The 21796-nt window shown below is 35.9% G+C and carries 14 protein-coding genes and 2 pseudogenes; 11 read left to right on the top strand and 5 right to left on the bottom strand.

Annotation, left to right across the window (positions count from 1 at the left end; all coding sequences use genetic code 11):
• Positions 1-464: 464 nt before the first annotated feature.
• From rpsA to PC_RS11695, 7 genes and pseudogenes are all read left to right on the top strand, one after another.
• Positions 465-2228: a 30S ribosomal protein S1 gene (gene rpsA, locus PC_RS03665; protein ID WP_011175314.1), complete on the top strand. Its 1764-nt coding sequence runs from the start codon at positions 465-467 to the stop codon at positions 2226-2228.
• A gap of 363 nt (positions 2229-2591) precedes the next feature.
• Positions 2592-3866, top strand: a complete 1275-nt coding sequence (gene nusA, locus PC_RS03660; protein WP_011175312.1) for a transcription termination factor NusA — start codon at positions 2592-2594, stop codon at positions 3864-3866.
• 4 nt (positions 3867-3870) lie between these two features.
• Entirely contained in the window at positions 3871-6633 is a 2763-nt protein-coding gene (gene infB / locus PC_RS03655) for a translation initiation factor IF-2 (RefSeq protein ID WP_011175311.1), read from the top strand.
• A 5-nt stretch (positions 6634-6638) separates the two neighbouring features.
• Positions 6639-7034 (top strand): 30S ribosome-binding factor RbfA, encoded by a 396-nt coding sequence (gene rbfA / locus PC_RS03650; protein WP_011175310.1) that lies wholly within the window; start codon positions 6639-6641, stop codon positions 7032-7034.
• Positions 6934-7722: a tRNA pseudouridine(55) synthase TruB gene (gene truB, locus PC_RS03645; RefSeq protein WP_011175309.1), complete on the top strand. Its 789-nt coding sequence runs from the start codon at positions 6934-6936 to the stop codon at positions 7720-7722. The genes rbfA and truB overlap by 101 nt, the downstream gene beginning before the upstream one ends.
• A 13-nt stretch (positions 7723-7735) precedes the next feature.
• Positions 7736-8677: a bifunctional riboflavin kinase/FAD synthetase gene (locus PC_RS03640; protein WP_011175308.1), complete on the top strand. Its 942-nt coding sequence runs from the start codon at positions 7736-7738 to the stop codon at positions 8675-8677.
• 118 nt (positions 8678-8795) lie between these two features.
• Positions 8796-9360, top strand: a pseudogene (locus PC_RS11695) (hypothetical protein); the annotation flags it as partial.
• Positions 9361-9454: 94 nt separating this feature from the next.
• Here PC_RS11695 and PC_RS11095 read toward each other — a convergent pair.
• The 5 genes and pseudogenes from PC_RS11095 to PC_RS03610 form a co-directional block, all read right to left on the bottom strand.
• A pseudogene (locus PC_RS11095) lies at positions 9455-9693 on the bottom strand (IS1-like element transposase); the annotation flags it as partial.
• Between the two features lie 118 nt (positions 9694-9811).
• Positions 9812-11317: a BTB/POZ domain-containing protein gene (locus tag PC_RS03625; protein ID WP_011175304.1), complete on the bottom strand. Its 1506-nt coding sequence runs from the start codon at positions 11315-11317 to the stop codon at positions 9812-9814.
• A 95-nt stretch (positions 11318-11412) separates the two neighbouring features.
• Complete coding sequence (locus tag PC_RS03620; RefSeq protein ID WP_011175303.1) at positions 11413-12555, bottom strand: THUMP domain-containing class I SAM-dependent RNA methyltransferase; 1143 nt, start codon at positions 12553-12555, stop codon at positions 11413-11415.
• A gap of 27 nt (positions 12556-12582) precedes the next feature.
• Positions 12583-13680, bottom strand: a complete 1098-nt coding sequence (gene ychF / locus PC_RS03615) for a redox-regulated ATPase YchF (RefSeq protein WP_011175302.1) — start codon at positions 13678-13680, stop codon at positions 12583-12585.
• A gap of 37 nt (positions 13681-13717) precedes the next feature.
• Positions 13718-15532: a hypothetical protein gene (locus PC_RS03610; RefSeq protein ID WP_011175301.1), complete on the bottom strand. Its 1815-nt coding sequence runs from the start codon at positions 15530-15532 to the stop codon at positions 13718-13720.
• A 1351-nt stretch (positions 15533-16883) separates the two neighbouring features.
• Between PC_RS03610 and sctU the strand changes: the two genes are divergently transcribed.
• The 4 genes from sctU (at position 16884) to PC_RS03590 (ending at position 21789) form a co-directional block, all read left to right on the top strand.
• Positions 16884-17957 carry a type III secretion system export apparatus subunit SctU gene (sctU, locus tag PC_RS03605; protein ID WP_011175300.1) on the top strand — a complete coding sequence of 358 codons (1074 nt, stop codon included), beginning with the start codon at positions 16884-16886 and terminating at the stop codon, positions 17955-17957.
• 40 nt (positions 17958-17997) lie between these two features.
• On the top strand, positions 17998-20169 hold the full coding sequence (sctV, locus tag PC_RS03600) for a type III secretion system export apparatus subunit SctV (RefSeq protein WP_039357725.1): 2172 nt from the start codon (positions 17998-18000) through the stop codon (positions 20167-20169).
• A gap of 32 nt (positions 20170-20201) precedes the next feature.
• Positions 20202-21287 (top strand): hypothetical protein, encoded by a 1086-nt coding sequence (locus tag PC_RS03595; protein WP_011175298.1) that lies wholly within the window; start codon positions 20202-20204, stop codon positions 21285-21287.
• 151 nt (positions 21288-21438) lie between these two features.
• Positions 21439-21789 carry a hypothetical protein gene (locus PC_RS03590; RefSeq protein WP_011175297.1) on the top strand — a complete coding sequence of 117 codons (351 nt, stop codon included), beginning with the start codon at positions 21439-21441 and terminating at the stop codon, positions 21787-21789.
• Positions 21790-21796: the final 7 nt, after the last annotated feature.

The following is a 21796-nucleotide window of genomic DNA, read 5'->3' as shown; positions in this document are numbered from 1 at the left end:
TTCTTTTTTTAAGAAACAGTTTAATTATCATTAATTTTTTTATCTTTCCAAATTAATAATATGATTTAACATTCCAAAAAAAGCAAAAAATTGGTTGAATTTAGATCTCAAAATAACTTGTTTTTATTAAAAATAGTTTTAACTTCTCCATTCCATTGAAAATTTGTCTATTTTTGATTTAATTGAACCTGTTGAGTAAAGATCTTTTGATTTTCAATTTTTGAGTATGTTCTTTGACTATTGAAAGTAATTTTAAAATTTGTTAATCATTTTATTACTTTCGTTATTTCATTCAAAATGAAAAATTATTCATGGATTAGTTCGACTTCTTCTATTTGATATTTTTTGATTTTCCCATCTTTTACATTATTTTTGCTCTCTAAAAAATTATTCCCTTTTCGTTGCTTTTTTTCTTTATCACTGGTAATCTATCTCTTTTATATGAAAATAGGAGAAACCTTTAAATGTTTAAACACCCTCAACATACTTGGAATGAAAGCAACATCGTTGATGATGTCCAGTTTCAAGAAACAGATGCAGAATTATTTAAAAACCTTTTAACTCAAAAAGAAGCACTTCCAGCTGACGAAAACTCTTTAATGAGCCCTGGTAGCATACTGAAAGGTCGCATTGTAGAGATTACGAAAGATCATGTTGTTGTCGATGTTGGGTTAAAATCTGAAGGGCTTGTACCTATTGAAGAATTTTCCGATCCCTCTCAAGTTTATTTGGATGCCGAAGTAGAAGTTTTACTTGATCAAGCAGAAGATGATAATGGACAGATTGTTCTATCAAGAGAAAAAGCTGAGCGCCTCCGCCAGTGGGAATACATTCTAGAGCATTGTGAAGAAGGGTCAATTGTTAAAGGTCGTGTTATCCGAAAAGTTAAAGGCGGCTTAATGGTTGATATTGGAATGGAAGCATTCCTTCCAGGGTCGCAAATAGACAATAAACGCATTAAAAATCTTGATGATTACCTCGGCAAAACATATGAATTCAAGATTTTAAAAATCAATATTGAGCGTAAAAACGTTGTTGTTTCACGCCGTGAATTATTAGAAGCTGAACGTATTTCTAAGAAAGCAGAAGTATTAGAACACATTCAACCTAGTGATATCCGTGAAGGCGTTGTTAAAAATATTACAGATTTCGGTGTTTTCTTAGATTTAGATGGTATTGACGGTCTTCTTCATATCACAGATATGACATGGAAGCGTATTAAACACCCGTCTGAAATGGTTCAATTAGGTCAAAAACTTGAAGTTATGATCTTAAGTGTAGACAAAGACAAAGGTCGTGTTGCTTTAGGTCTCAAACAAAAAGGACCGAATCCATGGGATCAGATCGAGCAAAAATACCCACCAGGAACGCGCGTTCATGGTAAAATTGTTAATCTTCTTCCTTACGGTGCTTTTATTGAAATCGAGCCAGGGATCGAAGGACTCATTCACGTTTCTGAAATGTCATGGGTAAAAAATATTACAGATCCAAGTGAAGTTGTCAAAAAAGGTGATGACGTTGAAGCGATTGTTTTATCGGTTCAAAAAGAAGAAGGAAAAATTTCTCTTGGAATTAAACAAACAGAGCATAATCCTTGGGATGATGTTGAGAAAAAATACCCTGTTTCAAACATTGTTAAGGCAGAAATTCGCACTCTAACAAATTATGGTGCTTTTGTTGAATTAGAACCTGGTGTCGAGGGTCTTATTCATATTTCTGATCTAAGCTGGATCAAAAAAGTTTCTCATCCATCAGAAGTATTACGTAAAGGCGATGTTGTTGACGCTATTATTTTATCAGTAGATAAAGAAAGCAAAAAAATTACGCTTGGCGTGAAACAACTTAGTACAAATCCATGGGAATCTATTGAAAAGACAATGCCTGTTGGAAGTTTAGTTAAAGGAAAAGTAACTAAAATCACAGCATTTGGTGCTTTCGTTGAGTTAGATAGTGGAATTGAAGGTTTAATTCATGTTACAGAACTGTCTGATCAAGCATTTGGAAAAGTAGAAGATGTCGTAGCTAAAGGTGACGAAGTCACTGCTAAAGTGATTAAGTTAGATCCTGAGCACAAAAAAATTGCTTTATCGATTAAAGAATATTTAATTGATCAAAATCAATATAATCGCGACGATATTGTTGTGACTCCTGCTAAGCGCAAGAAAAAAGATGAACAGAAAAATAATGAAGACGACGAGTCTGGCTCAGAACAAGAGTCTGAAAAGTAATTCTTCCGTTTCCTAAACTAGTTTGATCTGGTTTAGGAACAAATTGTTATTTGATAAGACCTCCCTAAATGGAGGTCTTATCTCATTAAGAAAAGTTAAATTAAATGATTCTTTACTCGTTGTTAAAGGTTTAACAACAAGCAGAGAACCCTTTAAGAAAAGAATGAATTCGAAAGGTTTGCTGAAGAGTTACTCCTCTCATTGAGTCGATTACTTTTAGAATGAATGATTTATGATAGACTAAGTAATGACTGAGGTTGTTTCTAAATTCGAGATTTTAGCAAATAAATGAAATTTCGAAGTCTAATAATAAGAATTTAGATACAAAGTATTTTATCTATTTACAGAATTGAGGCATTAAGTATGAACAAAGATCTGATTGCAATCTTTGAATATTTAGAACGAGAAAAAGGCATTAAGCGAGAGCTTGTTATCAGTGCGATTGAAGAATCTTTACAAGCAGCAGCTCGTAAAAGCGTGAGCGGAGCCTCCAATGTAACAGTCACTATCCATCCAAAAACTGGGAATATTGATGTTTATTGTGAAAAGGAAATTGTGGATGATGTAGAAGTTCCCTCTCAAGAAATTTCTTTACTAGCAGCGCGTGAAATTGACCCAGATGCTGAAATTGGACAGTTTATCGACATCGTTGTGACTCCCAAAGATTTTGGTCGAATTGCTGCGCAAAAAGCCCGTCAAATTATTACACAAAAACTTCGCGGGGCTGAAAGAGATGTAATTTATGAAGAATATCGCCACCGAATTAACGAACTGATTTCAGGAACAATTAAGCGATTTGTTAGAGGTTCTAATTTAATTATTGATCTTGGAAAAGTTGAAGCGATTTTACCAACCCGGGAATATCCTAAAACTGAAAAATATCAAGTGGGTGAAAAAGTTCTAGCCCTTGTTCTCGAAGTTAAAGATACTGAAAATGGTGGCGCTGAAGTGATTTTATCACGTAGCCACCCAGAGTTTGTAAAACAACTTTTAGTACAAGAAGTTCCGGAGGTAAGTGATGGAACAATTATTATTGACAAGATTGTTCGTGATGCAGGTTATCGCACGAAACTAACCGTTCGCTCGACTGATTTGAAAGTTGATCCTGTCGGAGCTTGCGTTGGAATGAGGGGCAATCGCGTAAAGAACATTGTACGTGAACTTCATAACGAAAAAATTGATATTATTCCTTTTTCAAATGATCCTATTGAACTTTTGCAAAATGCCCTATCTCCCATAGAAATTCGAAAGATCAATTTAAATGAAGAAGATGGTATCATTTCTATTGTTGTAGAAGACGATGATTTTGCAGCAGTCATTGGTAAAAAAGGAATGAATGCGCGCCTTAATAGTCGACTTATTGGATATGACTTAGAGGTACAGCGTATGACAGATTATAATCGTGCCATGGCAATTGAAAGAAACGAATTGGCTGCAACAGATGACCCAACTCTTGATCAACCCTTGGTAGGTATTGAAGGAATCAACAGTTTAATCTTTGACCATCTGGTTGATGCTGGTTATCATACATTAAAATCTCTGCTAACGGCAACTCCTAAAGAATTAGCCGCAATACCAGGCATTAGCCTTGAAATGGCAGATAAAATTTTAGAACAAATAAGAAAACAAAGGACATAGAGCGTTGGCCAAGAATCTAAAATTGAATATTAAAAACGCCCAAATTGCAGAAGCGATTAATTTAAGCGGTTTAAAAAGCAAGTTGGCGAAGAAAAAGGAAGAGGAGTCTACCCAGAAATCCTCTGCCGCTAAATCTACGTCCAAAACAACAAAAACAGAAGTGGAAGAATTACCAAAAGAAGAAGCTCCAAGAATTCGAGCTCGTTCTAAATCCGCTTTTGCAGAAGCACCTGCAGACCAATCATCTAAGGAAATAACAGAAGAGATTAAAACCTCCCAAGATGAAGAATCTATTTCTAGAGAAGCTGCAAAAGTCATTGAAGAAAAATCTCGCATGAAAACAAGTGCAGAAATTCGTCAAGAAATTTTTGGGGAAGAGCTTTCTCAAGCGCCTTCAAAAGACAGTTCGCAAGAATTAGAATTTGCAGAAAAAATTAAAACTAACGAAACCAAGCCTACAACTTTTATCGAACCGACTATTGCATCCCCTGCTCCGGCCGAGCCTAAATCACTTGTCGAGGACAAAACTTCTATTACACATGTTTATCAAAACCAGAAAAGAGATATTCCTATTCGAGAATCATTACCACCTCAAGAGAAACTTGGTCCGACTGGAAAGCACATGAGAGATTTTATAAAACCTAAACCTCAGCCAGAGCGCGTTTCTCGCCCATTGGAAGCCAATAACTCAAATCAAAAAGAAGTTTCTGAAGCAAACAAAGAAAAGCTTGATAAAAACAAAATCAAGCCAAAAAGTAAAGGTTTTGAAGAGCCTAAAGTACTTACTGCAGATGATGATGCTCGCAAAGGACTTAAATCCCCTAAATTTAAAGAATTTAAGGATATTAAACCTGCACGTAAGCCAGAAACTCGTCAATTTGACGCACGCGATAGACAAGGGCTTCGAACTTCGGACGAAGATCAACATTGGCGTAAAAAGAAAAATAAACAACGCCAAAATATACAAGAAGATACAACAATACGTCCTACTTCTTTAAAGGTACGTCTTCCTATTTCTATTAAAGACTTAGCTTCTGAAATGAAATTAAAAGCATCACAATTGGTAGGGAAATTATTTCTACAAGGTATTGTTGTTACACTAAATGACTTGTTAGAAGATGAAACAACAGCACAATTGCTTGGGCAAGAATTCGGATGTGAAATTACAATTGACACAGCAGAAGAAAAGCGTATTCAGATTACTGATAAGAGTATTCGAGAAGAGCTACAACAATCTCCAACCGATCAACTACAGTTACGCCCTCCTGTCGTTGCCTTCATGGGTCATGTTGACCATGGAAAAACGAGCTTAATCGATGCGATTCGAAAAAGTAATCGTGCGGCTGGTGAAGCTGGTGCCATTACTCAGCATATTGGTGCATTCCGTTGTCATACGACTGTAGGTGATATCGCTATCCTTGACACCCCTGGCCACGAAGCTTTTTCGGCTATGCGTGCTCGAGGTGCAGACGTTACAGATATTGTTGTCCTCGTTGTTGCTGGTGATGAAGGCCTTAGACAACAATCTATTGAAGCCATTCAACACGCAAGAGCTGCTAATGTTATCATCGTTGTGGCTATTAATAAATGTGACAAGCCAAACTTTAATCCCGATAACGTTTACAGGCAATTAGCTGAACAGAATCTTCTTCCAGAACCTTGGGGTGGACAAACGATTACAGTCAATTGCTCGGCAGTTACAGGAGAAGGAATTCCAGAATTATTAGAAATGCTTGCTTTACAAGCAGAAGTTTTGGAATTGAGAGCTAACCCAAGCATGCGTGCTCGTGGAACAGTTCTTGAATCTGAAATGCATAAAGGTCTAGGATCTGTAGCTACAATTTTAGTTCAGAATGGAACATTAAAGCGTGGAGATGCTTTAGTATTTGGATTGCTATGGGGTCGTGTAAAGACCATGCACGATGAATATGGAAAAGAATTGCAAGAAGCAGGACCTTCCACTCCAGTTGAAATTACAGGACTTTCAGGTCTACCCGAAGCTGGCCAGGAATTTATCGTAGTGAAAAACGAAAAAGAAGCTCGTGAAATTGCAAATGTCCGTTCTGAAGGAGCTCGTCAAAATACTTTTATGTTGCAGCAGAAGAAGAAAGTTTCGATGGAAAACATGCTTCAGCAAGCTTCAGCAACAGGTAAAAAGATGTTGAATATTGTTTTAAGAGCTGACGTGCAAGGATCACTTGAAGCTTTAAAAGTTGCCTTATTAAAAATTGAATCGGATAAAGCTGATCTTAATATTATTTTTAATGGTGTAGGAGAAGTATCTGAATCCGATGTTCAATTGGCAGCTGCTTCTAAAGCGATTGTACTTGGATTCCACACTCAAATTGAAAGTCATGCGGAAGCTCTAGTTAAACAATTAGGTGTTCAGGTTCGTTTGCACAATATTATTTATCATGCCATCGATGATATTAAAGTCTTAATGGCTGGTCTACTCGAAAAAATTGCGCAAGAAACAGAAAAAGGTAAAGCTATTGTTAAAGCAACCTTCAAATCTTCGCAAGCCGGCATCATTGCTGGTTGCCAAGTTATTGAAGGCAGCATTCACCGCAATAACTATGTACGCCTTAAAAGAGGTCAGGAAGTGATTTGGAAAGGAACAATTTCATCTCTTAAACGTGTCAAAGAAGATGTACGCGAAGTTCAAAAAGGAATCGAGTGTGGTATTCTTCTTAATAACTTCACAGATATTCTTGAAGGAGATATCATTGAAGCTTATGACATTACTTATATATCTCAAGAGTTATAAAAAAAATGGCTATTCAGCGAACAGACAGACTCAACTCCCTATTAAAAGAAGTTATTTCAGAGGTCATTAGACGTGACGTGCGGAATCCGTACGTCACGGAACTTGTCACAGTGACTCGTGTTCAAATTTCAAGAGATTTACGATATGCGAAAGTATTTATCAGTATTATTGGATCTGAGCAAGCGAAAGTGGAAACGATTGAAGCTTTAAATTCTGCTGCTGGATTTATTGCAGTTAATGCTTCACAAAAAGTTGTTATGCGCTATTTTCCAGAGCTTAATTTTAAATTAGATGATAGCGTTGATAAACACATGCGCATTGAAGAATTACTTGGAAAAATCACAAAAGAAAGAGAGTCCCGCCAAGGAGACAATAGTGACCAGCTTGAACAGGAGCCTTAGCACTCCTCCTTCTCATTTAGAAGGAATTCTACTTATCAATAAACCTAAGGGTAAAACATCCTTTAGCCTTGTTAGAGATCTTCGCAAAAGACTTGGAGTAAAAAAAATTGGGCATGCCGGCACTTTAGACCCTTTTGCAACAGGCGTCATGGTGATGTTAGTCGGTCGTAATTACACGAGACTTTCCGATCAATTTCTTTTGAGTGATAAAGAATACATTGCTGAAGCTTATTTAGGAGTTGTTACAGATTCTTACGATTGTGAAGGCCAGGTATTATCTCAATCAAATATTATTCCGACTCTAGAACAAATCAAAGAAGCCTTTTCTTTGTTTCAAGGAAAAATAGAACAAGTCCCGCCTATGTTTTCTGCCAAAAAGCAACAAGGGAAAAAGTTGTATGAATTAGCAAGACAGGGAATAGTGGTAGAGAGACAGCCCGTAAAAATTTCTATTCATACGGAGTTACTTTCGTACAACTATCCCTATTTAAATTTTCGCATCGAATGTAGCAAAGGAACCTATATACGTAGCATCGCGTATGACTTGGGTACAAAACTCGGTTGTGGAGCCCATTTATCCAATTTAACCCGCACGCGAAGCGGAGCTTTTTGTTTAGAAAATTGCCTTAATGGGGCAGAGATTCATACCGTCACCAATTTAGAACAAAATTTGATTCGTAACGACTAAAAATAATTCCTCAATGAAATTGTATAGTAAACTTGAAGAAGTTTTCGATAAAAAAATCCCTCAAATTCTCACGATAGGGAATTTTGATGGGGTTCACTTAGGTCATTTATTTGTCTTACAGCGCGTTCAAGCTATTGCTAAACAGTCTGATGCAGAAATAACAGTTCTTACTTTCAGCAATCATCCGTCTGAAGTTTTACGCCCGCAAGATCCTGCCAAACTTCTTTGTACTCTTCCCCATAAAATAAAATTATTAGAGTCTAATCATGTAAACCATTTATTTCTCATTCCCTTTACCAACTACCTTGCTAAACATAGCGCTGCTTCTTTTGTTGAGCGTATTCGACAATTTATCCCCTTTTCTCATCTGATTTTGGGACACGACGCAACACTTGGCAGAGACAGGCAAGGTAATCGTTTAGTGATGCAAACCTTAGCGGAAATGTGGGGCTTTGAAGTTCACTATTTAGATGAATATCGCTATGAAGGATTAGCAGTTTCTAGCACCTCTATAAGAAAGCTTGTTCAAGAAGGAGATTTAAAAAAAGTCCACGCTCTTTTAGGGCGTCCTTATTCTATTTATTCGACTATTTCAAGCGGACTTGGGAAAGGAAGACAAATGGGCTACCCTACAGCCAATATAGAAGTGCAAAATCTTTGCTTACCTCCCTTTGGGGTTTATGCGGTTGAGATTAAAAAAGGGCAAGAAATTTTACCAGGAATTGCCAACTTAGGCTTTGCCCCCACGATTAGACAAAATAACATTCCTCTTCTAGAAGTGCATATTTTGACTGGTCAAACAGAGTTTTCGGAAGATCCCATTGAGGTGATTTTTCAACACTATATTCGCCCTGAAAAAAAATTTGAAAATATAGAACAATTACGTTCACAGATTCGGCAAGATATTGAACTTGTAAAAGCTGATCAAAATAAAATTCAAACTTTAGACTTTTAATACTTCAAGGCTGAAATAAGGTATGTTGCTGGTCCAGTAAAACAATTCGAGAATAAGAGTTATTGTGTGGATTTATTTAGTTGATTTTATTTAAAGAGCTTACACTTCTACACAAGAGCTTGTGGTAGTTGATTTTAAAGTTCCTTTGGAAAGCATCTATTGTTTCTTTCAATTAGCCGATTATTATCAACTGATAAAAGTTGTAAAAAATTTAGAAAAACAGTTGCTTGACGCCTATAAATTAAAAAAATATGAAATATTTAACTCTAGCGAAGATAGTCTAATAGAATTAAAAAAACTTTTAAATTTCGCGCAGCAATACCAATTAAATATTTTAAAAATTATTTAGAACTTACAACTGTAAGTTCATTATTAAACTAGGATTCCCATTTAACCGAATTTGAAAAAATTTTAAACCACTTTTCAAATGAAATAGAAAGACTCAATTTTTCAAAGAATGCCTCTTTCTCTTTGGCTGAGACCCATCTCTTAGCGTTAAAAATTGTAAAAATTTAAAAGAGCTTTATCTTTAAGAGTGCCTCACTCTCACGGAGGCAGGATTAGTGCATTTAACGATTTTAGAAAAATTAACGCATTTAAATCTAGACAATTGCAATAATTTCACTAATGCTGGATTGACGCATTTTAAATCCTTAGTAACTGCCCCACATTTGAATATAACTTGGGGTCGACGTTCGGGCATGCTAGATTTTAATGATTTTTTGGATTGGCATTTTTCAAATCGATAATACGTTTCTTTCGTTTTAACGACTTAAAAAAATCATTAAAATCTAGCAGCCATGGGCATCCTTACAACAAAAATTCTACAAACTTCATGAAGAGACACTCTTCTCAAAGAGCTTTTCTAACAAGTTTCTTTGTTTGTTCGTCAATGATTTTAGCTTTATTATTTTCGCTCCACTGCTTGCCACTCTAAACAGCGAAAATTTTGCTTTTCCTGACTTGTATCACCCTTCTTTTTTACCAAATCGGATCCGCCAGTGTGTACATCTCATTGTTCTTCTTCGCCTGATTAGAACAATTAGTCTATCCAATTAGATCAGTTTATTAAAATAGCCTTACCTATTTAGCACTATCTGATATCCTTTAATAGTACTCACTCTCCATTAACAATTAATCGAGCAGTTTTAAAAAAGGATATTCACGTCGGACCTCTTCAAGACAGGTAAGAGAAAACTCACAACCTTTAATCGATAACTCTTTTAAATTGGGTTTTAAACGAAGAAAATAAAGAAGTCCTTGATCTGTTAATTTTGAACATCTTTCTATGCTGAGTTGAGATAACAAATGCGCCCTAACTCCTATTTCCAAAAGACCTTTATCGGTTATTAAGTCACAACGGTTACAATTAAATTTAGAAAGGTGGGAACAGCTAGAAAAAATTTCTAATATTCCCTGATCTGTTAGAAGACGGCATTCTTCAACGTCAAATTCTTCTAAACGAGAGCAATTTCGACAAATCGATTTTAAATCGTCATTCGTCAATTGATGACATTGCCTTGTACTTAAACTAATTAACGTTTGTAAGCGATGTAGTTCTCCCCAAGATTGATAATTGAGATGCACATTTCCATCTAAAATCAGTTTTTTCAAGTTTAAAAATTGGTGGCCAATCTCTCGAATATGATGAGGGCGTAGCCAACCACAAACAGAAAGATTTAATTCACCCAAAGAGCCTGGTAAATCATCAAACTGGTTGTCATAAACAGTAGAGCCTGTCAAATCTGCTCCCATGAGTCTTGGGCAAGCATTCACACATTTCCCATAGTAAGGGCTTGTACTTAAATCCTCACTAAACGTGAGATGGGTGATAAAGGAGGCAAGTTGATGAAAAAGATCTAACGTTTCTTGTTTAAAATCTAAAAATTCAATGCGTAGTTCAGTCTCACTTTGGCAAGGTAATAATTTTAATCCATACCCATAACTATTAAAAACTTCGCTGATAACCACTTTCCAATCTAAAAAATATTGACGGTGCGCTTTAATGAGGTTTTCAACAACATTTTCTTGATTAATGTACTTCTTTAGTAATTTCGCACAATCACGCACTAAACCTTGAATTCTCCAAGCTTGCGCTTGCTGCATAATTGCCATTAATTCATGAGACTCACATCGCCACAATTCTTCTGCACTTTCTTTTAACGCATAGCTCTCGATCCAATTAAAGGTATCTAGAGAAATTTTTGGGATTTCCCATCGATCTTTCAGTTGTTGATAATAATTGATAAAAAGGTCTTTAAAAAAAGGACTAATGGTACCCAGTAAAAGGCTATTGACAATACGAATTTGACCTTGAATGACTAATTTAAATGTTAAAAATAAAGCAGGTTGAAATAACAAATAAGGTTTAAGTTGATGTTGGTGAGATCGAATAATGTGAGCTAGTTTTTCTGCGTAGTAGATAGGGAGTTGGTTCAAATAGAATGACTTTGCAGTCCATCTAATAATTAATTGAATAAAACCAGCGTGTTTTGTAAACCAAGCTTCGTCCTCACAACCGGCCTCAAAAAAAGCAATTAAATCTAGGGGCTGTTTCGTTAACGCTTGAAAAAGCTCTCGGTCAGACTCTAAATTGAGATAAGCATTAAGGTTCGGAGATAAAAAATCAGGACCTTGCATGCAAATCCTCTCAAAAACAGATAAATTTTAATAAATTAAATCTTAAGTTCCTTAATATGCGAACTATTCAGATTAATGAGCCGCTGAAATCACGATCAATACAGTTCATAGGCAAGTAAACGCGAATCAATGCCCCCATTGTTGAGAACATGTCGTTTAGATGCAGCAAGTCCTACTTCTTTAGCAAGTTCCAAATTACCTGTAAATACAAAACCTTGTGCAGGCCTAGCAGTTTTTTTCTTCATAAAATCGCCCAATGAACGGTAAAAAGGACGGAGTTGGTCTTCTTCTTCTAATCTCTTACCATGGGGTGGATTGGTCACAATCAGATCGGGTGGAACAGTCGGTGAAAACTCTCTAAAATCTGCTTGCAAGACTTCAACAGCTTGCCCAAAACCTGCAGCTTTTAGATTCGTTTTAGTGGCCCAAACGGCACTTTTATTGATGTCAATCCCAAAAAGGTGGCCTGGCTGAATTGTTTTGCGATGCTCATCTAATCGATTACGCACTTTTAACCATTCATTCGCTTGATAATCAGGATGGTTCATGAATCCCCACTTTTGCCTTAGATAACCAGGAGGGGTTTGGCTTGCCATTAATGCCGCTTCAATTAAAAGAGTTCCTGATCCGCAGCAAGGATCTAAAAAAACTTTATCAGCTGAATATTTTGCTAAACGAAGTATCGCGGCAGCTAATGTTTCTTGAAGAGGAGCTTCAACTGTTTCTTGTCGATAACCTCTTTTATGTAGAGGAGTCCCAGATGTGTCAAAACTAATGATAGCGAGTGAATGTTGAATATAAAGATTCAGTTGAACATGAGGCTGCTGAACATCCACAGAAGGGCGTCTGCCCACTTTATGTCTTAGCTGATCGCAAATCGCATCTTTAACAACTTGCGCAGCAAAAAGACTGTTACGGAGTTCGCGATGATGAACGTTGGCATCAATAGCAAATGTATTTCCTTCTTTTAAATAAAGAGACCAATCAATGTCATAAATATGTCGATATAAAGATTTTCGGTCAAAACATCTAAAGCGAGAAAGCGGCAACAAAACACGGGTGGCCAAGCGTGATGCATAATTAATTTTATAAATGTCCGCCCAATTCCATTGATTGATAAAAACACCTCGATAGCCCGTTTGTAAATCAGTCAATCCAAGCTCTTGAAGTTCTTCTAACAAAAGAGGTTCCAGCGCAGAGGCACAGCTGACAAATAATAATTTTTTTTCTCCGTTCACTTAATAGTTCCTTTAGAATGATTAAGATTAATGATGCATAAAAAGGATAACATCCCCATCTTTGACAAGGTAGTCTCTTCCTTCAGCCCGAACCTTTCCTTGCTCCCTTGCTCCAGCTCGGCCTTTGTAAGTCATCATATCATCAAAGGCAACCACTTCTGCACGAATAAATCCTTTTTGAATGTCCGAATGAATTTTGCCTGCTGCTTCAGCCGCATGAGTTCCCTCGGTGATAGTCCAAGCTCGCGTCTCAATTTCACCTGTTGTTAAATAGGTCAACAGTCCAAGCATATTAAAAGAAGCTTTGATCAAACGCTCAAGGCCTGATTGCTGAAGGCCCAAGCTTTCTAAGAAACTTTTCCTTTCAGCCAAAGGGAGCTGAGCAATTTCTTCTTCTAATTTAGCACAAATCGGAATAACAGCATTTCCCTCTGCTTCTGCATAAGCTTTAACTCGGCGAACAAATTCATTATCCATTTCTGGTAATTCTTCTTCAGAAACATTGGCCACATATAAAACTTTTTTAGAAGAAAGAAAACGATAAGCCTCAATACTTTCTTTTTCCTCGTCTGTTAATTCAAGAGTTCTAACGGGTTTATTCTCATTTAAATGTTCGGAAACTTTTTTTAATGTTTCCAAACTGAGCACGAGTTCTTTTTTTGTTTTGGCTTGTTTTTCTAAACGGGCCAGTACATTTTCAATCATTTGTAAATCTGCTAAACGCAGTTCCATATTAATAATTTCAATGTCATGAATTGGATCAACTTTACCCGCGACATGGATAATATCACTTGATTCAAAGCAACGTACGACATGAACAATTGCATCTGTTTCCCGAATGTTTGATAAAAATTTATTTCCTAATCCTTCTCCCTTAGATGCCCCTTCAACAATTCCCGCAATATCGACAAATTGCATATTCGCGTAGACAATTTTCTTACTATTGGACAAAGCAGACAAACGATCTAAGCGATCATCCACCACATCAACAATTCCAATATTTGGATCAATCGTACAGAAAGGATAGTTAGAAGCAGCTGCTTGATTAGATGTAAGGGCATTGAAAAGCGTTGATTTACCGACATTGGGTAAACCAACAATTCCTACAGAGAGGTTTGTTGACATAATTAAATCCTTTTAAACAAAAGTGAGGTTTAAAATATCAAAATATTGAAATTGGAGCAACAGCGCTGTCTAAAAGAACTCCCATTTCTTGCAACATGACAATTAAAAATTTATTTTGAATTTTTCCATTCATTTCTAAATTTTCTCCCTGAAGCTTTCCTTCCATGGTAAGCTCCTCTTTTAGAGATTGTTTTCTCTCTACTTCCACTTCTTGTCGATCAATCCATTCCGACCACCATTGGTAAATATCTGCTTTGGGAATTTGCGGTGTACCTATAGTTGTTTGAATATGGTTTATGATTGTTATTTGGTCATAAGGTTTTAAATACACAAAACTTTTAACCCAACGCCCATTTGATTGAGAATCAGAATAAGAGTTTACTAACCCACCTTCCCATAAAAGTCTTCGAAGAGTTTTTTCAAATAGAGGAAAAATTTTTAAAAAAGGAGGAATATAGGCATTTTCATCATTTAAAGCAGCTTGATGAGTAATACCAAATTGCGTTCCAACCTTTGACATATTTATGCAAATGTTATAATTATGCACATCATTTATCTTGGCGATTTTACTAAATAAGTAGCTAAACAAATTGGATGTCAAAATTGTTTGATAAACTGCTTGAAACATTCTAGTTCTTTCTAAAAAGAGAGTTGCAAATATTCTTTGTTGCAGTGGAAGTGCTTCACTTTGAGAAATTAAACTATGAAATACCTCTTCCACGACTCTAAATTTACCAATTCCACAATATTGCCCTCCTTCAATCCCTAATTTTAGAAGAATATCCGCCCGGCTCATTTCATCCTGGTGACGCAATTCTTGAGCAATAAATTTACAATAGAAGTCTAACATTTGATAATTTTGAGGAGGTCCAACCATATCTCGATCTTTGATGCTTTTAATAAAAGCTTTAAGATTTTGTTTAAAATAATCTTGCTCAGATATTGTTCCTCGCGCTATTTCGCTCCAACGTTCATCATCGCGTAATTTAAGACTTAAAGCAACCTGATGATTGTCCCAATTAATATCTGCTAAATAGTCTAAGATTTGGTCTAATTTAGCATCTACTTGGATAGAAGGAAGGACGTTTTGCTTTAAATGAATGGGATTTACAGCATAGCGCGATTGGTTTGTCAAATTTTCAAGATCTTGAAGAGAAACTTTAAGATAATTTTGTTCAAGGTTGCTAGATGCAGGCAGGCTTAAAGTTTGGCTATTTTCTTGGTTTAATTGTCTATTTTCCTGGTTTAATTGTTTCCGGTAACTTTTAAAGAAATAATCAACTATAGGAGAGACTAAATTGATCACACAGAATAAGCGATTTAAAGTATTTCCCCAAATGATTCCTGCAATATTACTAATAGAATACATCATATAATTTAATGGGGAATGCACTTGCGCAGGTAAAAAGCAATGACGATCTAAAAAACCGATCGCTGTGAGAATCAAAAATGCAGTCGCTTGAATTCTTTGATGAAATATCCATAAAGCCACAGTAGAAACAACTGAAATAGCTACACTCAAAGTGGGTAAATGTGATTGCGCAAAATTAACAATTGTTCTCAAACGTAAATTATTAAATTCTTGACTTGCAAGCCAAGAGACAAACATAGGAGCACCAATGACAACCACTGTTATTCCCCTTAAAGGATTAGTGTTTCCGGCTGCAATTAAGGCATATTTAACTTGCCTTAAAGCTTGATTTAAAAGCTCCATTTGTTGGATTGCCACCGCAACATGATTGCGCCCTTGTCGATGAGCTTGTTCATCGTTAAGTTCTAGCCTAATCGCAGAAGCTGTATCTAAACCTCGTATCGTCGGAACAGCAAAATTGATAAACGTCGAAAGTTGCATTTAAACCTAAAATAAAAAAATAAATAAAACATAACTACAAATTTAGATTTTATCCACTTGAAAATCCAAATTTTAATAAATTTTTCCTCTCGTCTGGAGAAGGAAATTGAAAACTTATTATTATATATAAAATAAAATAATGGTTTAAATTTGTTAAACATAAATGATAACAAAATCTCACAAAAAGATATATTAAAAAATAAGTTAATTTAAATAAAATTAAATTACCTAGAATTTTTGTAGCTCAAAAAAAGGTTAGTTTTTTTGGTGATATTCGGCTAAAAAACACAGCTACATTTTTTGAATTCTATAAGTAAGTTTGTGCACTCGGATAGATTAAAAGTATATTCATTCTTTAAAAATGCCTCATTAATTAAACATAATAGGAAAAATTTCTTAAAAGTTTTGCTTTTATGAGGTAGAAAATTTCGTTATTTGCTTAATTCCATTCACTCATACTTGTAGTTTCGAAATTGGTTTGAAAGCTGTTCTATTTTTAATAAATTAAACATCCTGTAATAAGATTAATTATTTGTAAACTTGACTTTTCATTTGAATGAAGCTAAGAGAACAGCCCACCAACTAAAGAGTTCTCAGAATGAAACAATTAAAAAACAACCAATCATTGAGAGGCACTTGGAGTATCCAATTCATTTTTTACGCTCAATTGAGAATTTATATGAAAAAGTTTGGTATTATTGAATATTTTAGATCGCCCTTAAAAATTAGAGTTAAAATTTACTAAGACATTCTAAATATGCAAAGTTTTTGTGAATGCTTCTCTTTGTCTATCTTCAAATTGCTGCATCAAATTTTCAAATTTCAGGACTAATCAGTTTAAAAATAAATCATTTATTTTTTCCTTAAACATCTAAAAACTTTGAACTTGCAACAAAGGGCATTTTCTCGCCAGGTTTAAATTATCTTCTTTAATTTTAGACAGTTCCGCCGTATAATTATTTAAAAATTTCCGCTTAAGTTTATCCATGAGATTTTCTTGAAATACAGTTTGATTTGCTGTTTTACTTAATTTCTGAACTTCCGATTGCGTGACTTGTGAACGAAAGCAATTTTAAAATAGACGTCATAACTTGATCTAATTTGTAAAAATCATTGTATAAATTATTCGCATATAGTCTTTATTCATTTAAAATTAAAATAAATATATTTTATATTATTTTATAATAAATTTATAAATAATGGAATGATAAAATTAAACAAATTAAATCTAATTTTTAAACTTAGTTTTTTACAACATTGACAATGGTTAAAAATAGGGATATAATACTATAAGAAGGAATATAGGTTTATTTTTATTGTCATTGCCATTTCTCTCGGAGGATAAAATCATATGGGCGACAAAACCGAGAAGGCGACCCCAAAAAAGCTAAAAGATGCAAAAAAAAAGGGGCAAATCGCGAAATCACAAGATTTGCCTACTGCCTTTACGTTTATAGCTTCAGTCGCCATCATTCTTGCTCTGGCTTCTAGCCTCTATCATCAATTAGCTAATTTTTTGGTTGGAACTTTCCGTTCCGTAAATACGCCGGAACTAAGCGGCGTCATTGTTAATTTATTTTATAAAGCCAATGAAGTAATTTTTTTAGCGAGCATCCCCACTATGGCCTTAGTTGCATTGGTTGGAGTAACCATTACATTTTTAACAGTTGGCCCAGTTTTTGCACCTGAAGTGTTTAAGTTCGATATTAAAAAATTCAACCCCGTCGATAACTTAAAGGCAAAATTTAAATTAAAAACACTGGTTGAGCTCCTGAAGTCCGTGATTAAAATTTCTATCGCGTCTTATTTGATTTATAAAGTGATGTATAATAGTATCCCGGTTTTGATTCAAACAGTGTCGATGCCCATTTCTGGCGCTTTAATTGTTTTTCATGCTTTTTTAGTCGAGGTTGTATTAAAGGTTGGATTATTTTTTATTGTTGTTGCGGTTGCAGACTTTATCTACCAAAAGAAAACATTCGCTAAAGAGATGATGATGGAAAAATTTGAAGTCAAACAAGAATATAAAAACAGCGAAGGTGATCCGCATATTAAAGGGAAACGACGACAAATTGCGCAAGAAATTGCTTATCAAGAGGGACCGACAGGTGGTGTTAAACGTGCCCAAGCAGTTGTCACTAACCCGACTCACTTAGCAATCGCAATTGGCTATGAAAGACACATGGATGCAGCTCCTTATATCTTAGCAATGGGTAAAGATGTTTTAGCTGAACGTATTGTAAAAATTGCTGAAAAAAATGACATCCCTGTTTTAAGGAATATTACTTTAGCGCATATTCTCTGGGAGCAAGGAGAAATTTATGAATATGTACCTGAAGACACTTATGAAGCCTTAGCAGAAATTATGCGTTGGATTGCCTCTTTAAAAGATGGAACTGAAATCCCCGAGCCTCTAAACTTATAAGCTTTGAAAAATTATCGGAGAAAAACCTGACATGAATGCCATTCGTAAAATCCTAGATGGAATTACAGCTCGATTAGGCGGAGATCGCTCGCTCGAAGCAATTTCGAAATCCAGCGACATTGCATTAGCCGTTTTAATCATCGGTATTCTTGTTATGATTATTTTTCCTGTCAATCCCCATGTGATTGACTATTTAATCGCTATCAATCTTTCTTCTTCAATTGCCCTTTTAATGGTTGCTCTTTACATTCCAAGCGCTGTTCATTTGTCTATTTTTCCTTCTCTGCTTTTGATTACCACGTTATACCGCTTAGGATTAAATATTGCTTCTACTAGACAAATTCTTTTACACGCTAATGCTGGAGAAATCATTTTCCAGTTCGGTAACTTCGTCGTTGGAGGAAATTTCGTCGTTGGAGGCGTTATCTTCTTAATTATCACTTTAGTTCAGTTCTTAGTGATCACAAAAGGGGCAGAAAGAGTCGCCGAAGTCGCTGCCCGTTTTACATTGGATGCGATGCCTGGTAAACAAATGAGCATCGACGCAGACATGCGTGCAGGAATTTTGGATTCCAATCAAGCTCGCGAAAAAAGATTAGCCATCCAAAGAGAGAGTCAATTATATGGAGCAATGGACGGGGCAATGAAGTTCGTTAAAGGAGATGCGATTGCAGGTATCGTCATTACTTTAATTAATGTTATTGGTGGAATGATCATCGGAATGACCATGAATGAAATGGAAGCAAGTGATGCAGCCAAAACTTATGCGTTATTATCTATTGGAGATGGATTGATCTCTCAAATTCCCGCTCTTTTAATTTCGATTACTGCCGGTATTGTGACAACTCGTGTTTCTGGAAGCGAAAAAGTTGAAAATTTAGGGACTGAAATCTCTGGTCAAATTTTAAAACAACCTAAAGCTCTTATGATTACCGCCGCATTTTTGATGGGCATGAGCTTGGTTCCCGGTTTTCCGATGCCTCCTTTTCTAATTGCTGCTGCTGCACTTGGTTTGATTGGTTATGCTTTATGGAGCAATGAACAAAAAGCCTTGTTAGGTGGAGGAAGCGTTGGTTCCATGGGTGGAGGGACAATTCAGTCTGCCGCTGGTAGCGATTCTTCAGTAGAAACCTCTGTAAGAGGTCATAAAGTTATCTCTGGGGGTGGAGTTGACAGCTATGCATTAACACTCCCAGTCGTATTAGAGGTTGGCAGAGGGTTGTCTATAGAAATTCAAAAAGCAAATAAAGGGACAAGCTTTATCGATCAAATGATTCCCAAAATGAGACAAGCACTTTACGCCGATTTAGGAGTTCGTTTTCCCGGTGTACATGTGCGAACTGACTCACCCATTTTAGATAAAGATGAATACTCAATTCACTTAAATGAAGTTCCCATTGTGCGAGGAAAAGTTTTAGAAAATCATCTACTTACCAATGAATCGGAAGAAAACCTTAAACGTTATAATCTTCCTTTCGTTTCTTATAAAAACTCGTTAGGTCTTCCTTCTCTTTGGGTGGATGCAAAAAACAAAGAGCTATTAGATAAAGCTGGAATCCGTTACTGGAGCTCTTTGGAAGTGATGATCTTACATTTATCTTACTTCTTCCGTCATTATGCGAATGAATTTGTTGGAATTCAAGAAGTTAAATCGATGTTAGAGTTTGTTGAAAAATCTTTTCCCGATCTCGTCAAAGAAGTCACACGTTTGATACCGCTTCAAAAAATGACAGATATTTTCAAACGTTTGATCCAAGAGCAAATTTCGATCAAAGATTTAAGAACAATTTTAGAAGCCCTTGGTGAGTGGGCCCAAACTGAAAAAGATACCGTTCTTTTGACAGAATACGTCCGCTCATCGCTCAAAAGGTTTATTAGCTATAAATATTCTCAGGGTCAGTCCGTTCTATCAGTCTATATTTTAGACCCTGAAATTGAAGATATGGTAAGAGGTGCCATTAAACAGACATCAGCCGGGTCTTATTTAGCCCTAGATCCTGATTCTGTTCAACTTATTTTACAAGGTGTACGCAATACGGTATCTCCTCCTCCTCCCGGTGGACAACCGCCCGTTATTTTGACTGCAATCGACGTGAGACGATTCGTTCGAAAACTCATTGAAATGGAATTTACTGATATTTCTGTGGTTTCTTACCAAGAGATTGTTCCTGAAATCCGCATACAGCCTTTAGGGCGTATCCAGATTTCTTAAATTCTTAAAACTCTCTGATGGGAGGTGGGATCATGAGTATTCCTTCATCTTTTAATGCAGCTGCTGCAAATGCTGCCTTTGCTGCAAAAGATGCCGCTTTTGACGAAAGTCTTGAGGCAACTCAGCAAGTCTCTGCAAAAAATAGTTTGGCTCTGCAAGAAAATTCGGCAGAAGCTTCTCAAGAAAAACTTGCTCGTGAAGCAGAAGAAAATGCAAGCACAGGGATGACAGCACAAACCAAAAAACTTGCTGCTCCCCCTCGTTCAGAAAAAATTGAGAAAGCGAAAGAAGTCCAAGAATCTGTTTTAGTTCGTAAAGAAGAAGCTGATCAATTTGCTGGGGACTTTTTAGGAAAAGGAAATAATAAAAATTATCACCTAGAAATGGCGATTTTGAGTTCTCTTGCTCAAGATTTAGGTGCTGGTATTACTCCTAAAATGTCTTCTAAAGAAATTATTGACCATATCACTGACCGCCTTCGCACTTTCGATCCAAAAAGTGGAAAAATCAAAGATCCTGACAGTTCACAGATCGATAAAACCTTTGAATTTCTGTTGTTTGTGACTGAAAAAAAATTAGAAAAACTTCCTAAAGATAGCGAAGATAGCAAACGCTTGACAGAAGTTGCGGCTCATATTAAAGTCGCTAAAAAAGACTACTATGATATGCCAGGTGCAGATGGCAAACCAAATAGTAAAGCCATTGAGCAGGCAAAAAAAATTATTGGACTGGCTAGTGGTGTTGTTGATGCTTCAGATCGTTCTACAAAAGAGGCTTTAGATGAACTTCGAGATATTTTAGATAATCCGCAAGATGTCCAAAATATCCGTAAAGAGTATGAAAAAAATGGGGGTGCTACCCGTTTATTTAACGATCTTAAAACATTTTATCACCATTTAGGCAATCAATTAAAACGTGTCAATGTGCAAACGGTGGATGGTGGAAATCTCAACCCAACTAATATGCCAACCCTAGAGCCAAGCCAACTACAACAATATACTGACGCTACACAAAGTAGAAGAGCCGTTGCCTTTGTCTATATAAGTGCCAAAACAGAAAGCAAGATTGCTGAAAAAACAATGAACCAAGCAGGCTTTATCAATCGAGCAGCAGCCTAAGACTATATCGAAAACCTGAGTTTTAATTTTGTTAGATTTTATGTTTCTTTCCAAAAAAAAGGAGAAAAATAAAAAAAATATAACAAATTAATTGATTTTCAAATTAAGTAAACTTAAAACTCAGGTTAATTGAAACGCATACGGATAACGAATGAAAAGAGATTCCTTTCGAGCTCACTTCAACTTTGAATCTATCGGAAAGCTTTTTTTTGATGCTGCAGAAGAGCGTTATCCCACAGCTGAAAAAATGAATCAATTGGTTTCTCGTTTAACAGATCCGGTCATTTTGGATCCCGTCGAAAATGTTTTTGCCAAAATTACGCTTTTAAATTCTATCCGCAATATGATCAAAGCCGTGTCGCCTAGGCTTTATCGCTCTATGCAACATCGAGATGATTTATATCTAGCCGTTATTGAAGCCTTAGAAGACCTTGAAGATGAATTAGAAGAATTAGAAGAGCAAGCATTAGAAGCTGAAGAAAGCGTTGATAAAGAAAGTTGAGGAGCTT

Source organism: Candidatus Protochlamydia amoebophila UWE25 (assembly GCF_000011565.2).
Classification (GTDB): Bacteria; Chlamydiota; Chlamydiia; order Chlamydiales; family Parachlamydiaceae; genus Protochlamydia; species Protochlamydia amoebophila.
This window is presented reverse-complemented; position numbering and strand designations above follow the sequence as displayed.